Annotated in this window: 19 protein-coding genes; 11 read left to right on the top strand and 8 right to left on the bottom strand. The window is 67.9% G+C overall.

The features are described 5' to 3' along the window. Positions 1-23: 23 nt before the first annotated feature. On the top strand, positions 24-539 hold the full coding sequence (locus NS2_RS19900) for a tellurite resistance TerB family protein (RefSeq protein WP_036546417.1): 516 nt from the start codon (positions 24-26) through the stop codon (positions 537-539). A gap of 141 nt (positions 540-680) precedes the next feature. Here the strand turns inward: NS2_RS19900 and NS2_RS19895 are convergent, their stop codons facing one another. Together NS2_RS19895 and NS2_RS19890 are read right to left on the bottom strand one after the other, a co-directional pair. Then, complete coding sequence (locus NS2_RS19895) at positions 681-1,154, bottom strand: nitroreductase/quinone reductase family protein (RefSeq protein WP_147207243.1); 474 nt, start codon at positions 1,152-1,154, stop codon at positions 681-683. Between the two features lie 139 nt (positions 1,155-1,293). Continuing rightward, complete coding sequence (locus NS2_RS19890; protein ID WP_197707833.1) at positions 1,294-1,926, bottom strand: sigma 54 modulation/S30EA ribosomal C-terminal domain-containing protein; 633 nt, start codon at positions 1,924-1,926, stop codon at positions 1,294-1,296. A 550-nt stretch (positions 1,927-2,476) separates the two neighbouring features. Here NS2_RS19890 and NS2_RS19885 point away from each other — a divergent pair. Continuing rightward, positions 2,477-2,863: a PfkB family carbohydrate kinase gene (locus NS2_RS19885; protein ID WP_052086640.1), complete on the top strand. Its 387-nt coding sequence runs from the start codon at positions 2,477-2,479 to the stop codon at positions 2,861-2,863. Between the two features lie 104 nt (positions 2,864-2,967). Here the strand turns inward: NS2_RS19885 and NS2_RS37650 are convergent, their stop codons facing one another. After that, positions 2,968-3,846, bottom strand: coding sequence for a DUF302 domain-containing protein (locus tag NS2_RS37650; RefSeq protein ID WP_228102859.1), 879 nt, complete (start codon positions 3,844-3,846; stop codon positions 2,968-2,970). A gap of 187 nt (positions 3,847-4,033) precedes the next feature. After that, entirely contained in the window at positions 4,034-4,318 is a 285-nt protein-coding gene (locus NS2_RS19875) for a hypothetical protein (RefSeq protein WP_033088922.1), read from the bottom strand. A 1-nt stretch (position 4,319) separates the two neighbouring features. On the opposite strand from NS2_RS19875, the gene NS2_RS19870 reads away from it, so the two are divergent. Next, positions 4,320-5,249: a universal stress protein gene (locus NS2_RS19870; protein ID WP_033088923.1), complete on the top strand. Its 930-nt coding sequence runs from the start codon at positions 4,320-4,322 to the stop codon at positions 5,247-5,249. Between the two features lie 92 nt (positions 5,250-5,341). Here the strand turns inward: NS2_RS19870 and NS2_RS19865 are convergent, their stop codons facing one another. From NS2_RS19865 to NS2_RS19855, 3 genes are all read right to left on the bottom strand, one after another. Continuing rightward, positions 5,342-6,364 (bottom strand): Acg family FMN-binding oxidoreductase, encoded by a 1,023-nt coding sequence (locus tag NS2_RS19865; protein WP_033088924.1) that lies wholly within the window; start codon positions 6,362-6,364, stop codon positions 5,342-5,344. A gap of 111 nt (positions 6,365-6,475) precedes the next feature. After that, on the bottom strand, positions 6,476-7,183 hold the full coding sequence (locus NS2_RS19860) for a response regulator (RefSeq protein WP_045438278.1): 708 nt from the start codon (positions 7,181-7,183) through the stop codon (positions 6,476-6,478). A 338-nt stretch (positions 7,184-7,521) separates the two neighbouring features. Beyond that, positions 7,522-9,207, bottom strand: a complete 1,686-nt coding sequence (locus NS2_RS19855; protein ID WP_269150588.1) for a sensor histidine kinase — start codon at positions 9,205-9,207, stop codon at positions 7,522-7,524. A gap of 271 nt (positions 9,208-9,478) precedes the next feature. Between NS2_RS19855 and NS2_RS19850 the strand changes: the two genes are divergently transcribed. After that, positions 9,479-10,240 (top strand): sigma 54 modulation/S30EA ribosomal C-terminal domain-containing protein, encoded by a 762-nt coding sequence (locus NS2_RS19850; RefSeq protein ID WP_158544076.1) that lies wholly within the window; start codon positions 9,479-9,481, stop codon positions 10,238-10,240. A gap of 280 nt (positions 10,241-10,520) precedes the next feature. Continuing rightward, a complete protein-coding gene (locus NS2_RS19845) occupies positions 10,521-11,489 on the top strand; it encodes an acyl-ACP desaturase (protein WP_033088927.1) in 969 nt (322 codons plus the stop codon). A 36-nt stretch (positions 11,490-11,525) separates the two neighbouring features. Here NS2_RS19845 and NS2_RS19840 read toward each other — a convergent pair whose 3' ends face one another. Further along, positions 11,526-12,110: an alpha/beta fold hydrolase gene (locus NS2_RS19840; protein WP_071811780.1), complete on the bottom strand. Its 585-nt coding sequence runs from the start codon at positions 12,108-12,110 to the stop codon at positions 11,526-11,528. On the opposite strand from NS2_RS19840, the gene NS2_RS19835 reads away from it, so the two are divergent. The 6 genes from NS2_RS19835 to thpD all read left to right on the top strand — a co-directional run bounded on the left by NS2_RS19835 (position 12,076) and on the right by thpD (position 17,426). After that, the gene (locus NS2_RS19835) at positions 12,076-12,789 is read left to right on the top strand and encodes a response regulator transcription factor (protein ID WP_033088947.1); all 714 of its coding nucleotides are present in this window, start codon (positions 12,076-12,078) and stop codon (positions 12,787-12,789) included. The two genes, NS2_RS19840 and NS2_RS19835, sit on opposite strands and share 35 nt — an antisense overlap. After that, positions 12,776-14,188, top strand: coding sequence for a sensor histidine kinase (locus tag NS2_RS19830; RefSeq protein WP_081986046.1), 1,413 nt, complete (start codon positions 12,776-12,778; stop codon positions 14,186-14,188). Before NS2_RS19835 ends, NS2_RS19830 begins: the two co-directional genes overlap by 14 nt. Positions 14,189-14,360: 172 nt before the next feature. Then, on the top strand, positions 14,361-14,852 hold the full coding sequence (gene ectA, locus NS2_RS19825; RefSeq protein WP_373456098.1) for a diaminobutyrate acetyltransferase: 492 nt from the start codon (positions 14,361-14,363) through the stop codon (positions 14,850-14,852). Continuing rightward, on the top strand, positions 14,849-16,120 hold the full coding sequence (ectB, locus tag NS2_RS19820) for a diaminobutyrate--2-oxoglutarate transaminase (protein ID WP_033088929.1): 1,272 nt from the start codon (positions 14,849-14,851) through the stop codon (positions 16,118-16,120). The genes ectA and ectB overlap by 4 nt, the downstream gene beginning before the upstream one ends. 1 nt (position 16,121) lies before the next feature. Next, positions 16,122-16,511, top strand: coding sequence for an ectoine synthase (locus tag NS2_RS19815; protein ID WP_033088930.1), 390 nt, complete (start codon positions 16,122-16,124; stop codon positions 16,509-16,511). 27 nt (positions 16,512-16,538) lie between these two features. Then, entirely contained in the window at positions 16,539-17,426 is an 888-nt protein-coding gene (gene thpD / locus NS2_RS19810; RefSeq protein WP_033088931.1) for an ectoine hydroxylase, read from the top strand. Positions 17,427-17,737 lie beyond the last annotated feature (311 nt).

The raw sequence follows: 17,737 nt of genomic DNA, 5'->3' as shown, positions 1-17,737 counted from the left end.
GAAGAGTTGGAAGGCAGTGGAAAATGTCTGATTCTCGAGGCGTGCACTGGGTGATGAAATCCGAGCGCGGATTCGATCGAAAGCCCAGCGATCGCGATTACGCGACGTTCTTCAAGTGCATCATGATCTGCGCGAACGGCGACGGGGAACTGGCTGCCGCCGAGCGTGACTGGGTACCCGGCTTCTGTGAAGCGTTCGGCGGTTCCCCCGAACTCCTCGCCGAGCTCGACAACTACAAGGCCACCGACGACATCGCCACCGTTCTGGCCGCACGCACCCCGGTCGACGCGGCCGCCGACGACGCCGGAAACTGGGCGCGCACACTCGTTTTCGATTCCATTCGTGCCTGCTATGCCGACGGATTCCTCAGCGGCGGCGAACGCAACACCATCAACGCCATGGCCAACCAGCTCGGGCTTTCCGCGGCCGAGGTCAACCAGCTCGAGGAACACTATCTGGCCGAGCGCAGCCTCCAGGTCAAGCGCTTCAACCTGCTGTTCCCCGACAAACGACCGCATACTCAAAGTCGCAAGCACTGAGGCATCCGACCTTCGAGGTCGGCCGATCTGCTCGTCGCCCGGTGACCGGTCCCGATCGAATTCTCCACAGTGCTCATCGAGACGCTGTCTTGCGCAACGCTCGACGTCCGGCCTAGTGCCAACGGCAGCTCCGGTTCTTCCTTACCGCTGCCGTCGGGTCGGGCCGTCTGCCCGGGGTGTGTGGACGATGCGGAAGACCGGATAGCGGTCGGCGATCGCGTCGAATTCGTCGGCCGTGGTGTGGCGGTCGATCGGGAAGTGCGGTCGCGCCCCGGGATCGACCGCGAGGTAGCGGCGCAGGATCGGGGCGCGGGCAGTCGGAGCGACCAGTTCCAGCCGCACGGCTTCCGCGCCACGGCGGTGCAGCACCGCTCGGCCATCGGCGGCGTCGACGTTGCGGACCCAATTGGCGTCGGGACCCAGCATCGACACCAGATACCGATCGCCGTCGTACTCGGCCACCACCAGCGGCAGCAGCACGGGCCGACCGGTGCGCCGGCCCGTCACCTCCAAGGTCACCGCATAGTGCGGTGACAGCAGACCCGCCGAGTACTGGAGACGTGCGATCCGATTCAACGCCCGCGCGGTCGCACCCGGTCGGCCAGTGCGATACATCCAGCGTTTGGCCGCGAAAAGACGTTGAATGATTGTGTGTCCCAATGCCTTCACCGAGTGAACTCCATTCGTGCGGGGGCGCCCAGCCGAGGTCGCTCTTCGCGAGATGCCTCGGCTGGGCGTCGCGCCTTGCCGGTCGCTACTCGGCGGGCGTGAGCAGGCCGTAGTGGCCGTCGTAGCGGTGGTAGAGCACGCTGCCGCTGCCGGTGTCGCGGTCGCGGAAGAACACGAACGGCCAGTTCGTCAGTTCGAGCCGGGTGATCGCGCCCTCGAGGGCGAGCTCGGGTGACGCGGCCGGACTCATCGACAACGCGACCACGCCGGGGATGACCTCCTGCGGCTGCGGGGTGAGCTGGGCCAGCCGCAGACCGCCGCTGCCGGTCCGGTACAGCACGCTGTCCACACCGCTGCCCGCCTCGGTGAACAACTGGAAGTCGTAGTCGAGCAGCTCCATATCCGACGCCGCCTCGTCGCAGGTCGCATGCGCCAGCGTGAAAGCCTTGTGGCGCACCACCTCCCGCTCCTCCTCCGGTCGCGGGAAGTACGGCAGCCGCGCCCGGGCGACGTCGCCGTGCCGCCAGGGCGAACCCGCGGCGGCGGATCGTCCACCGTGCGGCCCGTCCCCGTGCCGGGCCAACCGGTCCAGCCGCGACTTCAACCGCACCTCCAGCAGGTCGGCGGCCTCGTGCTCCGACGTCGCCGACACCTGCACCCGCACCATCCGGCCCGGCAGGCTGACATTCGCCTGAGCGACAACCGGTTTCGAGGCCACCCATTCACGATGTCGAGTCAGACGCACGCGCGTCGAGATCACCGGCCCGGGAACATGGTCCAGAACGCGACTGACCTTGTCCCGCATGTACGCCGACGCGCCGGCCGATACATTGTGGTCGGCCCAAACCTGAACCACCGAGCCCGACTCCACTGTCTGCACGCTCAATGCTCCTCCTCGTTCGCGGTGTCATCAGGTGATGACGCCGCCGACATTTCCACGCGACCCACGACCCGCTTCAGAGTCGAAAGTCCACCCGAGACCGGACATTCGTCCGCGAAATACGGGCGAACTCGGCAGGCACTCGGGAGGACCGGGCGCCGGTGAATCGGCGGGACTTACCGCCATCCCGCGCTTTCGACGACCGACCTGCATTCCGTTGCCGCGCGATCGCCTTGGGCGACAGGGCATTTCGGTCATCGGTGAGCGGTCCGCCGTCACCGGCGGTGACGACTGGCTACCCTTCAACTGTGACCCGCACGCGCGGGGAGTCGTCGGTGTCGCAGCCCGTCGGTGATTCGGCGGGCGTCAGCTCGAAAGTAGGCCGACGATGTCGATCGTCACCTTGACCATGAACCCTCCGATCGACGTCGCCGCACAGGCCGGCCACGTTCGCCCGACCTCCAAGATTCGCGGCGCGGCACCGCGATTCGACCCGGGTGGGGGCGGGATCAACGCCGCGCGCACCATCGCGGCTCTGGGCGAGTCGGTGACGGCGGTGTTCCCCGCGGGCGGGCCCGTGGGCCGGCTGCTCGAGGATCTGATGCGCGGCACCGGGGTGCCGATGCGCGCTGTGCCGATCATCGGGGACACCCGGGAGAATATTGCGGTCACCGATGAGTGCACGGGCGAGCAGTACCGATTCGTGTTTCCCGGGCCGGTGCTGACCGCGCGGGACGTGGTGCGGTTGTCGAATGGAAGCTCAGTGTGCGTGTGAAGCCGGCGACTCGGTAAGGAACGCCGGGGCTGCCGGGCCGAGGGGCGTGTCGACGCGCGCCGACGGTCCCGGCAACAGCCAGGGCGATGCCGCCGTGAGGTTGGTCAGCTCGCGGCGGCAGCGGTGCGCACCAGGTCGGTCAGGGCGGCGGCCAGTAGATCGTGGGCCTCAGTGGCGAGGGCAGTCAGTTCCGGGGACTCGAACGCCGCCGCCTGCACCGCGGGGTCACCGGCCTCGACCACCACCCCGGTCTCGTCGGCGCGCACGATGACGCTGCAGGACAACAGCAATCCGGCCGACCGCTCGATCTCGAGCGCGCAGGCGGCCAGTCGTGGATGGCACGCGCCCAGAATCAGGTACTCCTCGATGTGCTCGCCTGCCCGCTGCCGCAGCATCGCCTGCGCGTCGATCTCGGTGGAGATGTCGAATCCCTGGTCTCGCAATGCCATCCGAGTGCGTTCGGCGACCACCGCGAACCTGCCGTCCACATGCACTGCGATAGCCGGTGACGGAGCGACCGGGATGCGGACCTCGGTGATGAACAGGCGCGGATCCTGAACCTGGTCGGGGCCGACGAGATAGGACTCGGTGGGCGGACCGACCGGGCGATAGCCCGACTCTCGCACCCAGCCTCGCAATGCGCGGTAGGCGGCGTCGAGCCCGGCATAGCCGCCCCGGTGGCAGGTGCGGGCCACCAGCGCGGGCGACTTGATCAGCAGATCACCGCCGGAACTCGGGCCCAGGGCCGGCGCCGGTTCGATGGGCAGTCCGAAGTCCACGGCGATGGCCTGCCCGGTCGGAAGCTCACGGTGAAAGGTGATGGTGGGCGCGCCGTTCGCGGTCAGCCCGGCCCGCCGGGCCACCTCCTCGATCCGGTTCATCCCGGCGAGAATGCCCTCAGCGAGCTGCTCGGACCGAATCTCCATCGGCAGGCTCAATACCGCGTGTGGCGGTGTCTCGCACAGGTCCACCCGGTAGTCCATCACGTGTCTCCTTCCGTTTGTGTGGAGTTGAGCGTGCCCTTGAATCGAGTGTGGTCCACAGGGCAGAAAGTCACGTGGACACGGGCGGAAGGGAATGCCCGGCTACCGGTCGTGATCACCAAGGGGAGAAGGACGCACGATGGGGACCTTCGGTTCTGTCCGCTGTCATCGCCCGTGAGACCGACGATTACGAGCCGGGGATCCACATCGGCTGGTCGGTTGTGGCGGCCGGAATCGCGGGCCCGGTCACCCTGGTCGGCGGCCTGTGGTCGATCGAGCGATCGGCCGTATCGGGCGGCGCGTGGGCAACCGCTCTGCGCGAATCCTGTTCGGCCTGGAACCGCGCGGGCCGCCGGAGGTCTTTGGGCCATTGTCCGGTGACGATCGCCCGCAGTGGCGGCGAGTCCGGCCTCAATACGGTGAAAGTGTGGTTCCACATGGGGCTTTCACCAATATCGACATCGGAGGTCACGATGACACGGCGGGATTTCGATGAAGTGCACCGGCTGGCCTCGGCCCCGGTCGTCGGAGTGGACGAATCGGATGGGGCTGGTCTCGCGGTCGGCTGGGCGGCGCGCTACGCGGCCCGGCGGGGCCGTGAACTCCAGCTGGCGCACGGCATGAATCTGGCCGGCGCGGGCACCTTGCTCGGGACCTATCAGGTCATCACCGCGTCTGCCGCCGAGGAGGTCCGGGCGCAGAGCCACGAGGCCACCGCCCGCGCCGAGCGTATCGCCCGCCAGATCGAACCGGGACTGGCGATCACCACGTACCTCGCGGACGGGACCGGCGCCCAAACCCTGATCGAGCGCAGCGTCTGTGCGTACGCGGTGGTGATGGGCGCGACCGGAAACCACGGCACGATGCGTCATCTCGGCTCGACGCTGCTCACGGTGACCAGTCACGCCGCCGGTGCGGTGATCGTCGTGCGCTCCGAACCGCGGGCGGGTGACACCGTTCGGGAGTCCGGGCCGGTGGTGGTCGGCGTCGACGGCAGCCCGACCGGTGAGGCGGCCATTGCCGCCGCGTTCGCCGAGGCCGCCGAACGGGACGCCGAATTGGTGGCCGTGCACGTCTGGAGTGATTGGGACGCGGGCAAATTCGCGGGCGGATCATCGCGCGATTCACTCGCGGAGATCGACGATATCGAGACCGCCATTCTCGCCGAGCGGCTGGCCGGATGGCGGGAGAAATACCCGGAGGTGGAGGTGACCCGCGAGGTGTATGTCGCCTCTCCCGCCCGCCAGCTGCTGGAACTGTCGAAGCACGCTCAGCTGGTTGTCGTCGGCAATCGCGGGCGCGGCGGCTTCACCGGGATGCTGCTCGGCTCGACCGCGCATTCGCTCGTGCAGCACGCGCATTGCTCCGTCATGGTCGTGCACGGCGAGCCGGAACAGCGCTAGGCGAGCGCCGCGAGTTCGAGGCCGCACGACTCCACCGACAACGGCACGCATGCCCGGCCCCTCGCGTCGGCGAGGGCCTCCCGGGCGTGCGTTCAGCGTAACTCGATGGTGAAGAGTTCGGAGAGTGGCCGCCGCGGTGTGGGCCGGTGCTCGGGCTCGCCGGCGGGTGCGGTGCCGATCCGGATCACGAGTTGCGGCAGCGCGGGCCGCGGCAGCATCCGGGCGAGAGCCGTACGGGCTGTGGGTAATTCGGTGATGTCGGTGAGCGCGCAGGTGGCGAGCCCGGCGACCGTGCATTCGAGCAGGACCGCCGAGAGCGCCTCGCCGGTGCGCAGCCATTCGGTGACCGAATCGCCGGACGAGCTCAGCACCACCAGCCGGGCGTGATCCTCGGTGTCCGCGCGCCGGGCCGAGTGCGCTGCGGCGGCGTCCGGATGTCGTGGGATGGGGAAGGCCCGGCCGACCCGCACCTGGGCGAATTCGGCGGACGAGGGCAGCGCGTCGGTCGGCACCCCGTCGGGGGTTCCCGAATGTCCCGTCCACCAACCGATTTCGATCACGTACAGCATGTCCTGGTGGCGCAGGGCGGCGGCCTTCTCGGACGCTTCGGCCAGCTGCGCGTGTGCGGACTCGCCGAGTGTGTCGAGCTCGAGGTAGTGCGGCGAGACCAGCATGCGCAGCCTCGGCGCGATGGCGTCCCAGTGCTCGGGCGCGGCCATGGGCAGCCGGTCGGTGCGTCGCCGGTCGATCGCGTCCGCGCGGGCGAGCAGCCCGGCGGGTGGATCGGGCCAGGGCCGGAAGGTGGTCTCGGCGAGCCGGTTCGGATCCGAGGCATCCGGGACTCGGACGGTGTCGGTGTGCCAGCCCAGCGACCCGAAGACGGTGCGCACATGGTGCAGCGCCGCCCCGCAGCTGATCACCAGCTGCCGACCGTGCGGGTCGGCGGCGGCGAGCAGCCGGTCGGGGTCGGCGTGCAGGTGCAGGTGTTCCCCGTCGAACCTCCAGTGCCACGGCTGGGTGTTGTGCACCGACGGCGCACGCGATGCCCGCTGCATCGCCGCCAGCATGGTCTGGTGATCGGGTACCGCGAGGGAACCGGCGTCCGTGGTTGTCATGGCCCGAGTCTTCTTGTCATGGGGGCCTGGGTATACGGGCTTTCCGCTCGGTCCCGAGTGTCCTTGGTCACCGGTCGGGCGCTGTCATCATCGGGTTCTCCGCTGGCCCGGTCACGCTTGGTCGGGGTGCGGCTCACCGCTCGTCGCCGCGATTTCTCGTAGGCGGCTCGCGTAGTCGGCCGCGTGCGCGGGGTCGTCGAGGCCGAGTTTGCGCAGTATTCGGGCGACGTAGGTCCGGATCGTGTTCTCGGCGAAGAACAATCGGCCGGCGATCTGCTGGTGAGTCAGCCCTTCGGCCAGCAACAACAGGATCGACAACTCCATGCCCGTCAACGCCGCGAGCAGTTCGCGATCACCACGATGGTGCCGCGTCGGGGCAGCGGGCCGGTCGAGGCGAGATCGCCCGCCTGCGATGGCCTTGATCGCGTCGCCGAGTGCGAGTTCGGTGAGATCCTTGACGATATAGCCGGCGGCGCCGGCCTGTACGGCATCGGCCATCGCATCGGGGTCGGCGGCGGTCGACAGGACCAGGCACCGGGCAGGACTGTGACCGGCACGCAGGTTCCGGCATAGTTCGAGTCCGTCACCGTCGGGCAGGTGCGGATCCAGCACCACCACGTGTGGAGTGAGTTCGGTGACCAGCGCGGACCCCGCCGCGAGAGACCCTGCCTGGCCTACGACGTCGATGTCGGGTTCGATCGTGATCAGGTCGGCGATCGCGGCGCGGACGTGAGGATCACGGTCGATGAGAACCACGCGAACCGGCCGCCTCGACGGCGCGGACAGCCGGGGCGGGCCGAGGTGGTCGGTTTGGTCCATCTGCTCAGAGTGCCTGCCGCGCAACATTCACCGCTAGAGAAAAAGACACCCGCGGACGGGACCTTCGACACCCGCTCGGCTCGTGCGCCGGGGCGGGCTGCGCCCGCCATCGGGATCGTCGAGGCGGCCTGCTCGGCGAACGCCCGGACCGGCTCGAAAGCCCTGCCCGGTAACAGCCGTGCGGACACCGCGTGCGATGACCACACGCCCAGCAACGAATCCGCCTCTCCCAGTGCGGAAATGGCGCTGCGCCCACACCGTGCCGCGTGCTGTCCGCCGGTGTCACATGATGGCACCGTCGAGAAGCCGCCGAAGCGGTCGGAACCGCGGCGGCCTCTCTATTGCAACGGGACAGCCCACCGTAGTCGTGTGCCGGTGTCGCCGGTGTCGCGCAGTATGGTGAAGGTGCCGCCGGCTTGTTCGGCGCGGTGGGCGAGGTTGGTCAGTCCGCTGGGGGTGATGTTGTCGGGGATGCCGCGGCCGTCGTCGCTGACCACGATGACCAGTTCGTCGTCGACGTCGATCTGTACGGTCAATGTCTGTGCTCCGGCGTGGCGGACGGTGTTGGACACCGCTTCGCGGACGACGGCTTCGGCGTGGTCGGCCAGGGCCGGTTCCACGACCGACAGCGGTCCGGAGATCCGCAGGGAGGTGCGCAGGTCGGTGTCGCCGGTGTGGCGTTTGATCAGGTCCTCGAGTCGCTGTCGGAGTCGGGTGCTCTCGGCGTTGCCGCCGTGCAGGTCGAAGATGGAGGTGCGGATCTCGGCGACGACGTCCTGCAACTCGTCGATGACGTCGGAGAGCCGGTCTCGTACCTCGGGGGTGGTGGCGCGGGCGAGGGTGCCCTGCAGGCTGAGCCCGGCGGCGAAGAGGCGCTGGATGACGTGGTCGTGCAGATCGCGGGCGATGCGGTCGCGGTCGGTGAGCACGTCGAGTTCACGCATCCGCCGCTGCGTGGCGGCCAGTCGCAGCGCCAGCGCCGCGTGTTCGGTGAACGCGGTGGCGAACTCGAGGGTTTCCTCGGAGTAGGGGGCGGCGTCGAGAGCACGCAGCAGAACCAGCACGCCCAGCGTCGCGTTCTGGGTGTGCAGCGGCAGGATCAGCGCCGGTCCACGCTCACCGAACGGTGTGCCGAGATCGATCTCGTCGGTGTGGCTGAATCGTCGTGGTCGGCGGCCGGTGAACGCCGCCCCGATCGCGGTGCCGTCGGTGGCGACCGTGGTGGGGTGTGGCCGGTCGTCGGGGCCGGACAGGTGCGCGATGCGCAGTTCGGTGATGTCGTCGCCGTGCGGATCGGGATCGTCGTTGAAGGCGAGGAAGACCCGCTGCGAGCCGGTGAGGGTGCGGGCGCGTTCGACCAGCTGGCCCATGACCGTCTCCGGGGACGCGCCGGCCAGGAAGGCGGTGGCGATGTCGCGGGTCGCCTCGATCCATGCCTGGCGGGTGCGGGAGCCCTCGTAGAGGCGGGCGTTGTCGATGGCTGTTCCCGCGGCGGCGGCCAACGCTTGGACCAGTACCTCGTCGTCCTCGGAGAAGGCCTGCCCGCCGGATTTCTCGGTGAGATAGAGGTTTCCGAACACTTCGTCACGGATCCGGATCGGCACACCCAGCAACGACCGCATGGGCGGGTGATGTGCCGGGAATCCGACCGAGGCGGGATGGTCGGCGAGATCGGTCAGGCGGATGGGCTGAGGCTGGGTGAACATCAAACCCAGCACGCCGTGCCCCTGGGGTAGGTCACCGATGAGAGTTCGGGTGTGTTCGTCGATGCCCTCGGAGACGAATTCGGTGAGCCCGCCCTCGTGTCCGCGCACACCCAGCGCGCCGTAGCGGGCATCGACCAGGGTCGTCGCGGCGCGCACGATGGTGCGCAGGGTCTCGTCGAGATCGAGCCCGGAGGCCACCGTGAGCATGGCCTCGACCAGGCCGTCCATCCGGTCGCGGGCGTCGATGACCTGCTCGATGCGCGTTTTCACCTCACCCAGCAGCTCCCGCAACCGCAACTGCGACAACGTTTCACGCATCGAGTAGGAACCAGCATGAGGGTCAGTGGCCATAGCGGACGACGTGCACTCCAATCGCGGATGGGAGAAACCGGTATCCGGAGTCTAGAGACGGCCGGTTCGAGATTCTGCGTCGGCCGCCACCGCGCGGGCCGCACACGACGAAGACACCTGCCGCCGACTGGGTTTCGTTGGTCGACGGATTAGAGGACTTTGGTCCCTGCCCACGGTTCGGTGTGGCGTGGACCATTGGCGTTCGACCAGTCGAGCGTCGCGCATCGGGATGGAGGCCATGAGCATGCTGTGCACCGAACCGGAACATCGCCCGGCAACCGGCCCAGCCGTGGTCGTGTCGCCGCACGGGCCGGTCCCCGCGCTCGAGGCCGAACGGGTCACCAGGGCGGTCGACACCGCTGCGCGGCGATTCGGCATCACCGGCAGGGTGCGGGTCCGGATCACCGCGCTCGACGTCGCCGACGGGCCACTGCTGATCCAGATCAACCTCGACGCGAGCGGGCGCGCTGTCCGTACACAGACCGTCACCGCCGGGCACCACAACATCCTGGCCGCGATCGTGCGCCTGGACCAGCAGATCAACGCCGCCCGCACACCATGGCGGCCACGACGCTGGCCCGACCCCGCCCGACCCCCGCTGTCGACGCCGGGGCCGGGAAGGATCGTGCGCCACAAGCCAGTTCACCTGCACGGCATTACCCCGGAACAGGCCGCGCACGAACTCGACCTCAGCGATTACGACGCGCACATGTTCCTCGACAGCGACACCGGTGAGGACGCGATCGTCTACCGGGCCGGACCGAGCGGGCTCAAAATCGCCCGGCAGGTCTGCGGCCGACCACCGGCCTGCGTCAGCGAGGGCGGCCCGTTCACCATGAATCCTCGGCCCGTCGCCGAGATCGGTGCGGCTGAAGCGCACTCGCGGATCTGCGATTACGGGCTGCCGTTCGTGTTCTTCACCGATCCCGACACCGGACGCGGCCAACTGCTGTACCGCCGCTACGACAACGACCTGACCCTGCTCACCCCGGCTGCCTGACCGGCACCATCGACCGGCCGAGCCGCGCAGCCCGGACCGACGGTCGACCGGCCGCGCCGCCGAACTCGCACTCGCCGACGTGATCTCGACAGTCGCACCCGGCGGCCGCCACGTTCGAAAGCAGTCCGTCGAGTCACCCTCGGCACACCAGCGCGCACGTCGGCAGCGCACTCGAAAGACCTCGGCCGGTGGGACTTCGGGCCCTGTGCCCGAAACGCCAGGCCGGAGAAGCTGATCTGCGAAACAGCGACAGTCCCCGACAGGAAGGCAGACACCACTCGTGGCACGTGCACTGACACAGCGTGAGATCCTCGTCGAGCTCGAACCCGTCGCCGGGCAGGCACTGGACCGGCACCTGTCGGTGTTCAAGGAATGGCACCCCCACGACTACATCCCCTGGGAAGAGGGCCGCAACTTCGCCGCGCTCGGCGGAACAGACTGGGAGCCCGGGCAATCCACGCTGTCGGAGGTCGCCAAGGCCGCGCTGGTCACCAACCTGCTCACCGAGGACAACCTGCCGTCCTACCACCGCGAGATCGCCGAGAACTTCTCCCGCGACGGCGCCTGGGGCAGCTGGGTCGGGCGCTGGACCGCCGAGGAGGCCCGCCATTCCATCGTGCTGCGCGACTACCTCGTCGTCACCCGCGGCGTGGACCCGGTCGCCCTCGAGAACGACCGCATGACCCACATGACCAACGGCTACACCCCGCCCACCGGGGCCGCGGCCCTGGCCGATGCCGGATTCCTGTTCTCGGTCACCTACGTCAGCTTCCAGGAACTGGCCACCCGCATCAGCCACCGCAACACCGCCAAGGTCTGCGACGACCCCATCGCCGACCGCATGCTGCAACGCCTGGCCCTCGACGAGAACCTGCACATGATCTTCTACCGCACCCTCTGCGGCGCGGCCCTCGACCTCGTCCCCGACCAGGCCATGGAAGCCATCGACCTCATCGTCGAGAACTTCCGCATGCCCGGCACCGGCATGCCCAACTTCCGCCGCCACGGCGTCCTCATGGCCAAGCACGGCATCTACGACCTGCGCCAACACCTCGAAGACGTCCTCCAACCAGTCCTGCGACACTGGAACATCTTCGACCGCAACGACTTCGGCCCCCGCGGCGAACAAGCCCGCGAACGCCTCGCCGACTTCCTGAACACCATGGAGACCGTCCACATCCCCCGCTTCGAGGAACACCGCGACCGCGCACTCGCCCGCGAGCGCGACCGCGCGACAGTCGCAGTCTGAGTCCACACCGCCGGTACATGCGCGATCACGACGGGTCTATGTCCGGCCGGCGGGCTCGCTCAGCAATGTCGTGATGTCGGCGGCCAGTTCGTCGGGTCGTTCGAGGGGCAGGAAGTGCCCGGCGCCAGGGTAGAGCCGCCATCGTGCCGTGGGGATGAGTTCGGCTGTCCGGCGGCCGATTTCGATGCTGAACAAGGGGTCGTGGTCGCCCCAGCCGACCAGTGCGGGCACCGACACCCGTGCCAGGGCGGCACGCACCGGCGTGTACAGCGTGTCGATATGGCGCAGGCTTTCACCGAAGATGTAGTTGATCGCGTGCGCCTGGACGCGGTCACCGACGAAAGGGGCCGGATCGGGGCGGGGATTCGGTCGCCCGGATCCGTGACGCACGAGCTGTCGCAACGCCCAGGGGGAGAACAGAATCCGCTGGGCAAGGGGGCCGACTCCGCGCTTGGGCACCAGCGACAGCGGGAACGGGATGGGAGTGTCGGGGAATGCGTTGGTGGGGAACACGGCCAGATGGGTGATCCGGTGGCCGGCCTTCGCGTACAGGTGCGCGGCTACCGGGCCGCCGAAGTCGTGCGCGATCAGCGCGAAACGCTCCACACCGAGGCGGTCCACGATGGAGGACGAGGGCTACGAGGGCTACGAGGTCGCCGAGGCCGGCGAGGCGGAGACCGCGCTGCAGTACCTGCGTGACCACGGCGCCCCCGACTTGATGATCGTCGATCTGATGCTCGGCGGCATGGACGGCTTCACCTGCATCAGGGAGGTGCGCAGGGACCACGATGTCCCGATCATCGTGGTCAGCGCCCGCGATGACACCCACGACGTGGTCGCGGCGCTCGAAGCGGGCGCGGACGATTTCGTCACCAAGCCGTTCGTGGTGAAGGAGATCACCGCGCGGATGCGGGCCCTGCGCCGCCGGGCCGGACTGGTCGCGCGCCGGGAAGGCGTGGTCAATGATGCCGACGTCGATGACGAGATCGTGCTCGACGCCGACCCGCGGGGTGCGCTGGTGCTCTCGCCCAGCGGCGTGACGGTGCGGCGGGGCGACCATGTCATCCGGCTCACCATCACCGAATTCCGGCTGCTGTGTGAGCTCGCCGAGAGCCCGGGCCGGGTGCTCAGCCGGTCGGTGCTGCTCGAACGCGTCTGGGACCGAGGGTTTTTCGGCGACGAGCGGATCGTCGACGTGCACGTGCGACGGTTGCGCACCAAGATCGAACGCAATGCCTCGGATCCGCGCATAGTCGTCACCGTGCGCGGAATCGGCTACCGGCTCGATGTCCAACGCTGAGCGGATCGGGTCCAACGCCGAGCGGATCAGATCGCTGCTGGCCCGGCGCGCGCAAAGCCTGCGCGGCCGTGTGGTGTTCGCGTTCGCACTGAGCGCCTGCCTGGTCGCCCTGGTGCTTTCGCTGTCGGTCTATTCCATCGGGCGCGGGTACATGGAGGACCAGCGCATGCGGTCGGCGGAGCGATTGGCCCGCGCCCATGCCGAGCTGTTGTGGCCGCGCCTGGACCGCGTGGCCGACCCCGCCATACTGGGTTCGATCGAACCGCCCGATGAGACGGTGCTGGTGCTGCGGGCCGGAATCGACTGGTACGACACGGATCCCGATCGCACCGTGGAGGAATTGCTGCCCGCCGAGCTGATCCGCGGCCCGGAACCCGGCATCGAACGGGCCGCTATCGGCGGGCAGCCCTACCTGCGCGCCGGGGTCGCGGTCGGCGACCGCGGCGACGTGCTCTACGAGTTCACCCCCATCAGCGAGCTGGAATCCAACCTGCGGATGCTGCGCGATCTGTTGACCGTCAGCGCCGCCGTAGCAACGGTGATCGGTGCGGCATTAGGGGTGTGGGCGAGTCGGCGAGTGCTCAAACCCCTGCATCAGGTGGCCGGCACTGCGGAGCGCATCGCCTCCGGCGAACTGGAGTTGCGGTTGCCGCGGACGCCGGATCAGGATCTGCGCACCACGGTCGACTCCTTCAACACCATGGTCGACTCGCTGCAGCAGCGAATCGAGCGCGAACGCAGGCTCGTCGGCGATGTGAGCCATGAGCTGCGCACTCCGCTCACCACCCTGATCACCAGTGTCAGTGTGCTGAACCGGCATGCGACGGAGTTGTCGCCGCGCGCCGGGCGCGCCCTCGATCTGGTCAGCGCCGAACTCGAGCATCTGCGGCACATGCTCGACGACATGCTCGAACTGGCCAGGGTCGAGGCCGGAGTGCATCGTGGCGACACCGAATTGCTCTCGGTCGGTGAGCTGCTCGAGCACACGCTCGTCGGACGGCAGTACGATCCGGCGCTCCTCGCGGTCGAGCGGGACTCGACGATCAGCGGCCGCAAGCTCGAACTCGAACGGGCCGTCGGCAATCTGCTCGACAATGCGGACCGGCACGGCGGTGGCGTCGTCGGGGTGGACGTTCGGCGGGAGGGGCCGGAGGCGGTGATCGCCGTCGACGACGCCGGGCCCGGGGTGCCGCCCGCCGAACGGGATCGCATCTTCGAGCGGTTCGCCACCGTGCGCACCACGCGGCGCAACGCAAGCGGAACCGGTACCGGCATCGGACTCGCGCTCGTCGCCGAAACCGTTGCGGCCCATAGTGGGAGGGTCGAGTGCGAGGCACGGCCCGCGGGTGGCGCGCGGTTCGTCATCAGGCTGCCGATCGTGAGCCTGGAGCGGAAATAGCGGAGACTCTTCATGGAATCGCAAAGCATCCGTCAAAGGAATCGTAAAACAGCTTTGCCAACCTGGAAGGGTCATGCAATCCAAATCCTCGCGACTCATCGCCGCCCCTGAAAAAATCGTGCGAGAACAGTCGCCGGAATACGCTTTGGCGTCGGCACCTCGGTCGGACGCCATTGTGATCCGCTCGCCGCGAATCGACGACGGGTCGCGGCTGTGGCAAATCGCTGTGGATTCCCGTGTACTGGATGTGAATTCGAGCTATGCCTATCTGCTGTGGTGTCGGGATTTCGCCTCGACATCGGTGGTGGCCGAAATCGACGGTGAGGTCGCCGGTTTCGTGATCGGGTATCTGCGTCCGGCGGATCCCGCCACGCTGTTCGCCTGGCAGGTCGCGGTCGACCGTGCCCACCGCGGTCGCGGCATTGGTGTCGCCATGCTGGACTGCCTGCTCGAAACCGGTTCCGGGCAGGCGGCTTCCGCGATCGAAACCACCGTCTCACCGGACAACACCGCCTCGACCGCGATGTTCGCCGCCCTCGCGCGGCTGCGGGGCATGGGCATCACTCGGCGGAAGTTGTTCACCGCGAATCACTTTCCCGACGTTCATGAGCCCGAGGAGCTGTATCGCATAGCTGCGGGCACCGATCAGGAGGGTCGACGATGACCACCACCGGCACGACTGTATTCGACGAACTCGAATCCAATGTCCGTGGCTACTGCCGATGCTGGCCCACCGTGTTCGACACCGCCAGCGGAGCGTGGCTGCGTGACGAGAACGGCCGGGAGTATCTGGACTTCTTCGCCGGAGCCGGCGCTCTCAACTACGGGCACAACAACCCCGTGCTGAAACAGGCGCTGCTCGACTACATGGCCCGCGACGGCATCACACACGGACTGGACATGTCCACCGTCGCGAAACGGGCGCTGCTCGAGACCGTACGACGCACCCTGCTGAGCCCGAGTGGACTCGACTACAAGGTCCAATTCCCCGGCCCCACCGGAGCCAACGCGGTCGAGGCGGCGCTCAAACTGGCGCGCAAGGTGACCGGCAGGAACGGAATCCTCAACTTCACCAACGCATTCCACGGCATGACCCTGGGCGCGCTGGCGGTCACCGGCAACGCCGTCAAACGAGCGGGCGCGGGCGTCCCGCTCGCCCATGCCAGCGTGATGCCCTACGACGGCTACCTCCGCGAACCGGACCACGAGGCCTTCCGGTGGATGGAGCGGGCGCTCGACGGTGCGTCGTCCGGCCTGGACAAGCCGGCGGCGGTCATCGTCGAGACCGTGCAGGGAGAAGGCGGCGTCAATGTGGCCCGGCCGCAATGGCTGCGCGGGCTCGCCGAATTGTGCGCGGCGCGCGGCATTCTGCTGATCGTCGACGACGTGCAGATGGGCTGCGGTCGCACCGGGCCGTTCTTCTCGTTCGAGGAGGCCGGGATCGTCCCCGACATCGTGACACTGTCGAAATCCATCGGCGGCTATGGTCTTCCGATGGCGCTCGTGCTCATGCGCCCGGCGCTCGACCAGTGGGCTCCCGGCGAGCACAACGGCACCTTCCGGGGCAACAACCCGGCATTCGTCACGGCGCGGGCGGCGCTGGACCACTACTGGAACGACGGCGAGCTGGCGGCGGCGACCCTGGACAAGGGGCAGCGGGTGCGTCGTGCGCTGACGGGCCTGGCGGCCTCCTACACCGGAATCGTGACCAGGGGCCGCGGCCTCGTGCACGGGCTTGCCTTCGCCGACGCCTCTCGCGCGGGCAAGGTGTGCCAGGAATCCTTCGACTGCGGACTGCTGGTGGAGACCGCCGGAGCGGACGACGAGGTTGTGAAACTGCTTCCCCCGCTGACCATCTCGGAGTCCGAACTCGACCACGGCCTGGAGATACTCGCCACCGCGGTCGACGCGGTGTGCGGAGGACGGGGCTGACATGATCGTGCGCACCACAGCGGAGATCACCGGCACCGAACGCGATGTCGCGGGCAAGGGCTGGCGCAGCAAACGCATCGTGCTCGGCGGCGACGGCGTCGGATTCTCCTTCCACGAGACCACCATCGAGGCCGGCAGCGAGCACGACTTCCACTACCGCCACCATGTGGAGGCGGTCTGGCTCATCGAGGGTGAGGGCACGCTCACCGATCTCGACAACGGCGTCGCCTATGAGCTGGGTCCAGGCTCTATGTACCTGCTCGACGGCCACGAGCGCCACCGTCTCGAAGTTCGCAGCCGGATGCGCATGATGTGCGTGTTCAACCCGCCGGTCACCGGCCGGGAAGTCCACGACGAAAACGGCGTCTATCCACTCATCGCCGCGCCCTGATCAGTCCGCACAGGAGTCTCACACCGAATGTCGTTGTCCGACAACAACATCATCATCGACCACTACCCGACCCGGACTACCGGGCGCGCGCCACACGTCCACCGCGTGCACCCCGTCGTCTGGGGCGAGGTCGAGTCCGAGGCGCTGGGGAGCTTCGAACGCGACGGCTACGTCGCGCTCGATGCCCTGCTCGGGCCCGACGAAGTAGCGGTGCTCTCCGCCGAGGTCGAACGGCTGACCCGGGAACCGGAACTGCGGCTCGACGAGCGCGTGGTGATCGAGAAGTCCTCGAACCGAATCCGCTCGATCTTCCAGGTGCATCGGCTCAGCGCCGCGATCGCGGGACTGGTTCGAGACGAGCGGATCTCAGGGCTCGCCCGCCAGATTCTTGGATCGGAGGTCTACATCCATCAGAGCCGGATCAACTACATGCCCGGCATGACCGGCACTGGCTTCTATTGGCATTCCGATTTCGAGACCTGGCACGCCGAGGACGGCATGCCCGCCCCGCGCGCGGTGAGCCTGTCCATCGCGTTGACCGAGAACTACCCCTTCAACGGCAGTCTCATGGTGATGCCTGGCTCGCATCGGACCTTCGTGCCGTGCATCGGTGTCACCCCGGCTCGGCACTATCGAGACTCGTTGCGCGAGCAGAAGATCGGGGTGCCCGGCGCGGCCGACATCACGGCGCTCGCGCTCGAACACGGCATCGCGCAGTTCACCGGAAAACCCGGCTCGGCGCTGCTGTTCGACTCGAACATCATGCACGGCTCGGCCAACAACATCACGCCGTTTCCGCGCTCGAATATTTTCATTGTTTTCAATAGCGTCGAGAACGCGCTGGTCGATCCGTATGCGTCCGAATCGCCGAGGCCCGACTATATTGCGAGCCGCGATTTCACGGCGATTCTATGAGCTGAAAACGGTGGGGACGCGGTCGCGCGGAAATGCGCACTTCCGAACTCGCGTGAATTCGGTAGTTTCCGCTTGGCGAGAGACGGTGACCCGTAGCCCTGATGAGGGTCTCCGACACCCTCCCCACCTGACGACCCTGGCAAGTGGGAGGGTCACCGTCTCTCCAATGACGAACTTACCCACACGCATGCGCCGCTATGCCTCGGCGGGGCGAGGGCGCGACGATTGACTGATGACCGTCGCACGGTCGAAATATTCGTCAACTGACCGCAATATTCGGTGGAAGTGACGGTGGCGAGTGTCGACTATGC

The organism is Nocardia seriolae NBRC 15557 (genome assembly GCF_007990715.1).
GTDB lineage: Bacteria > Actinomycetota > Actinomycetes > Mycobacteriales > Mycobacteriaceae > Nocardia > Nocardia seriolae.
Note: the sequence above shows the minus strand (reverse complement) of the source record. Positions and strands in the feature narration are given on the sequence as shown.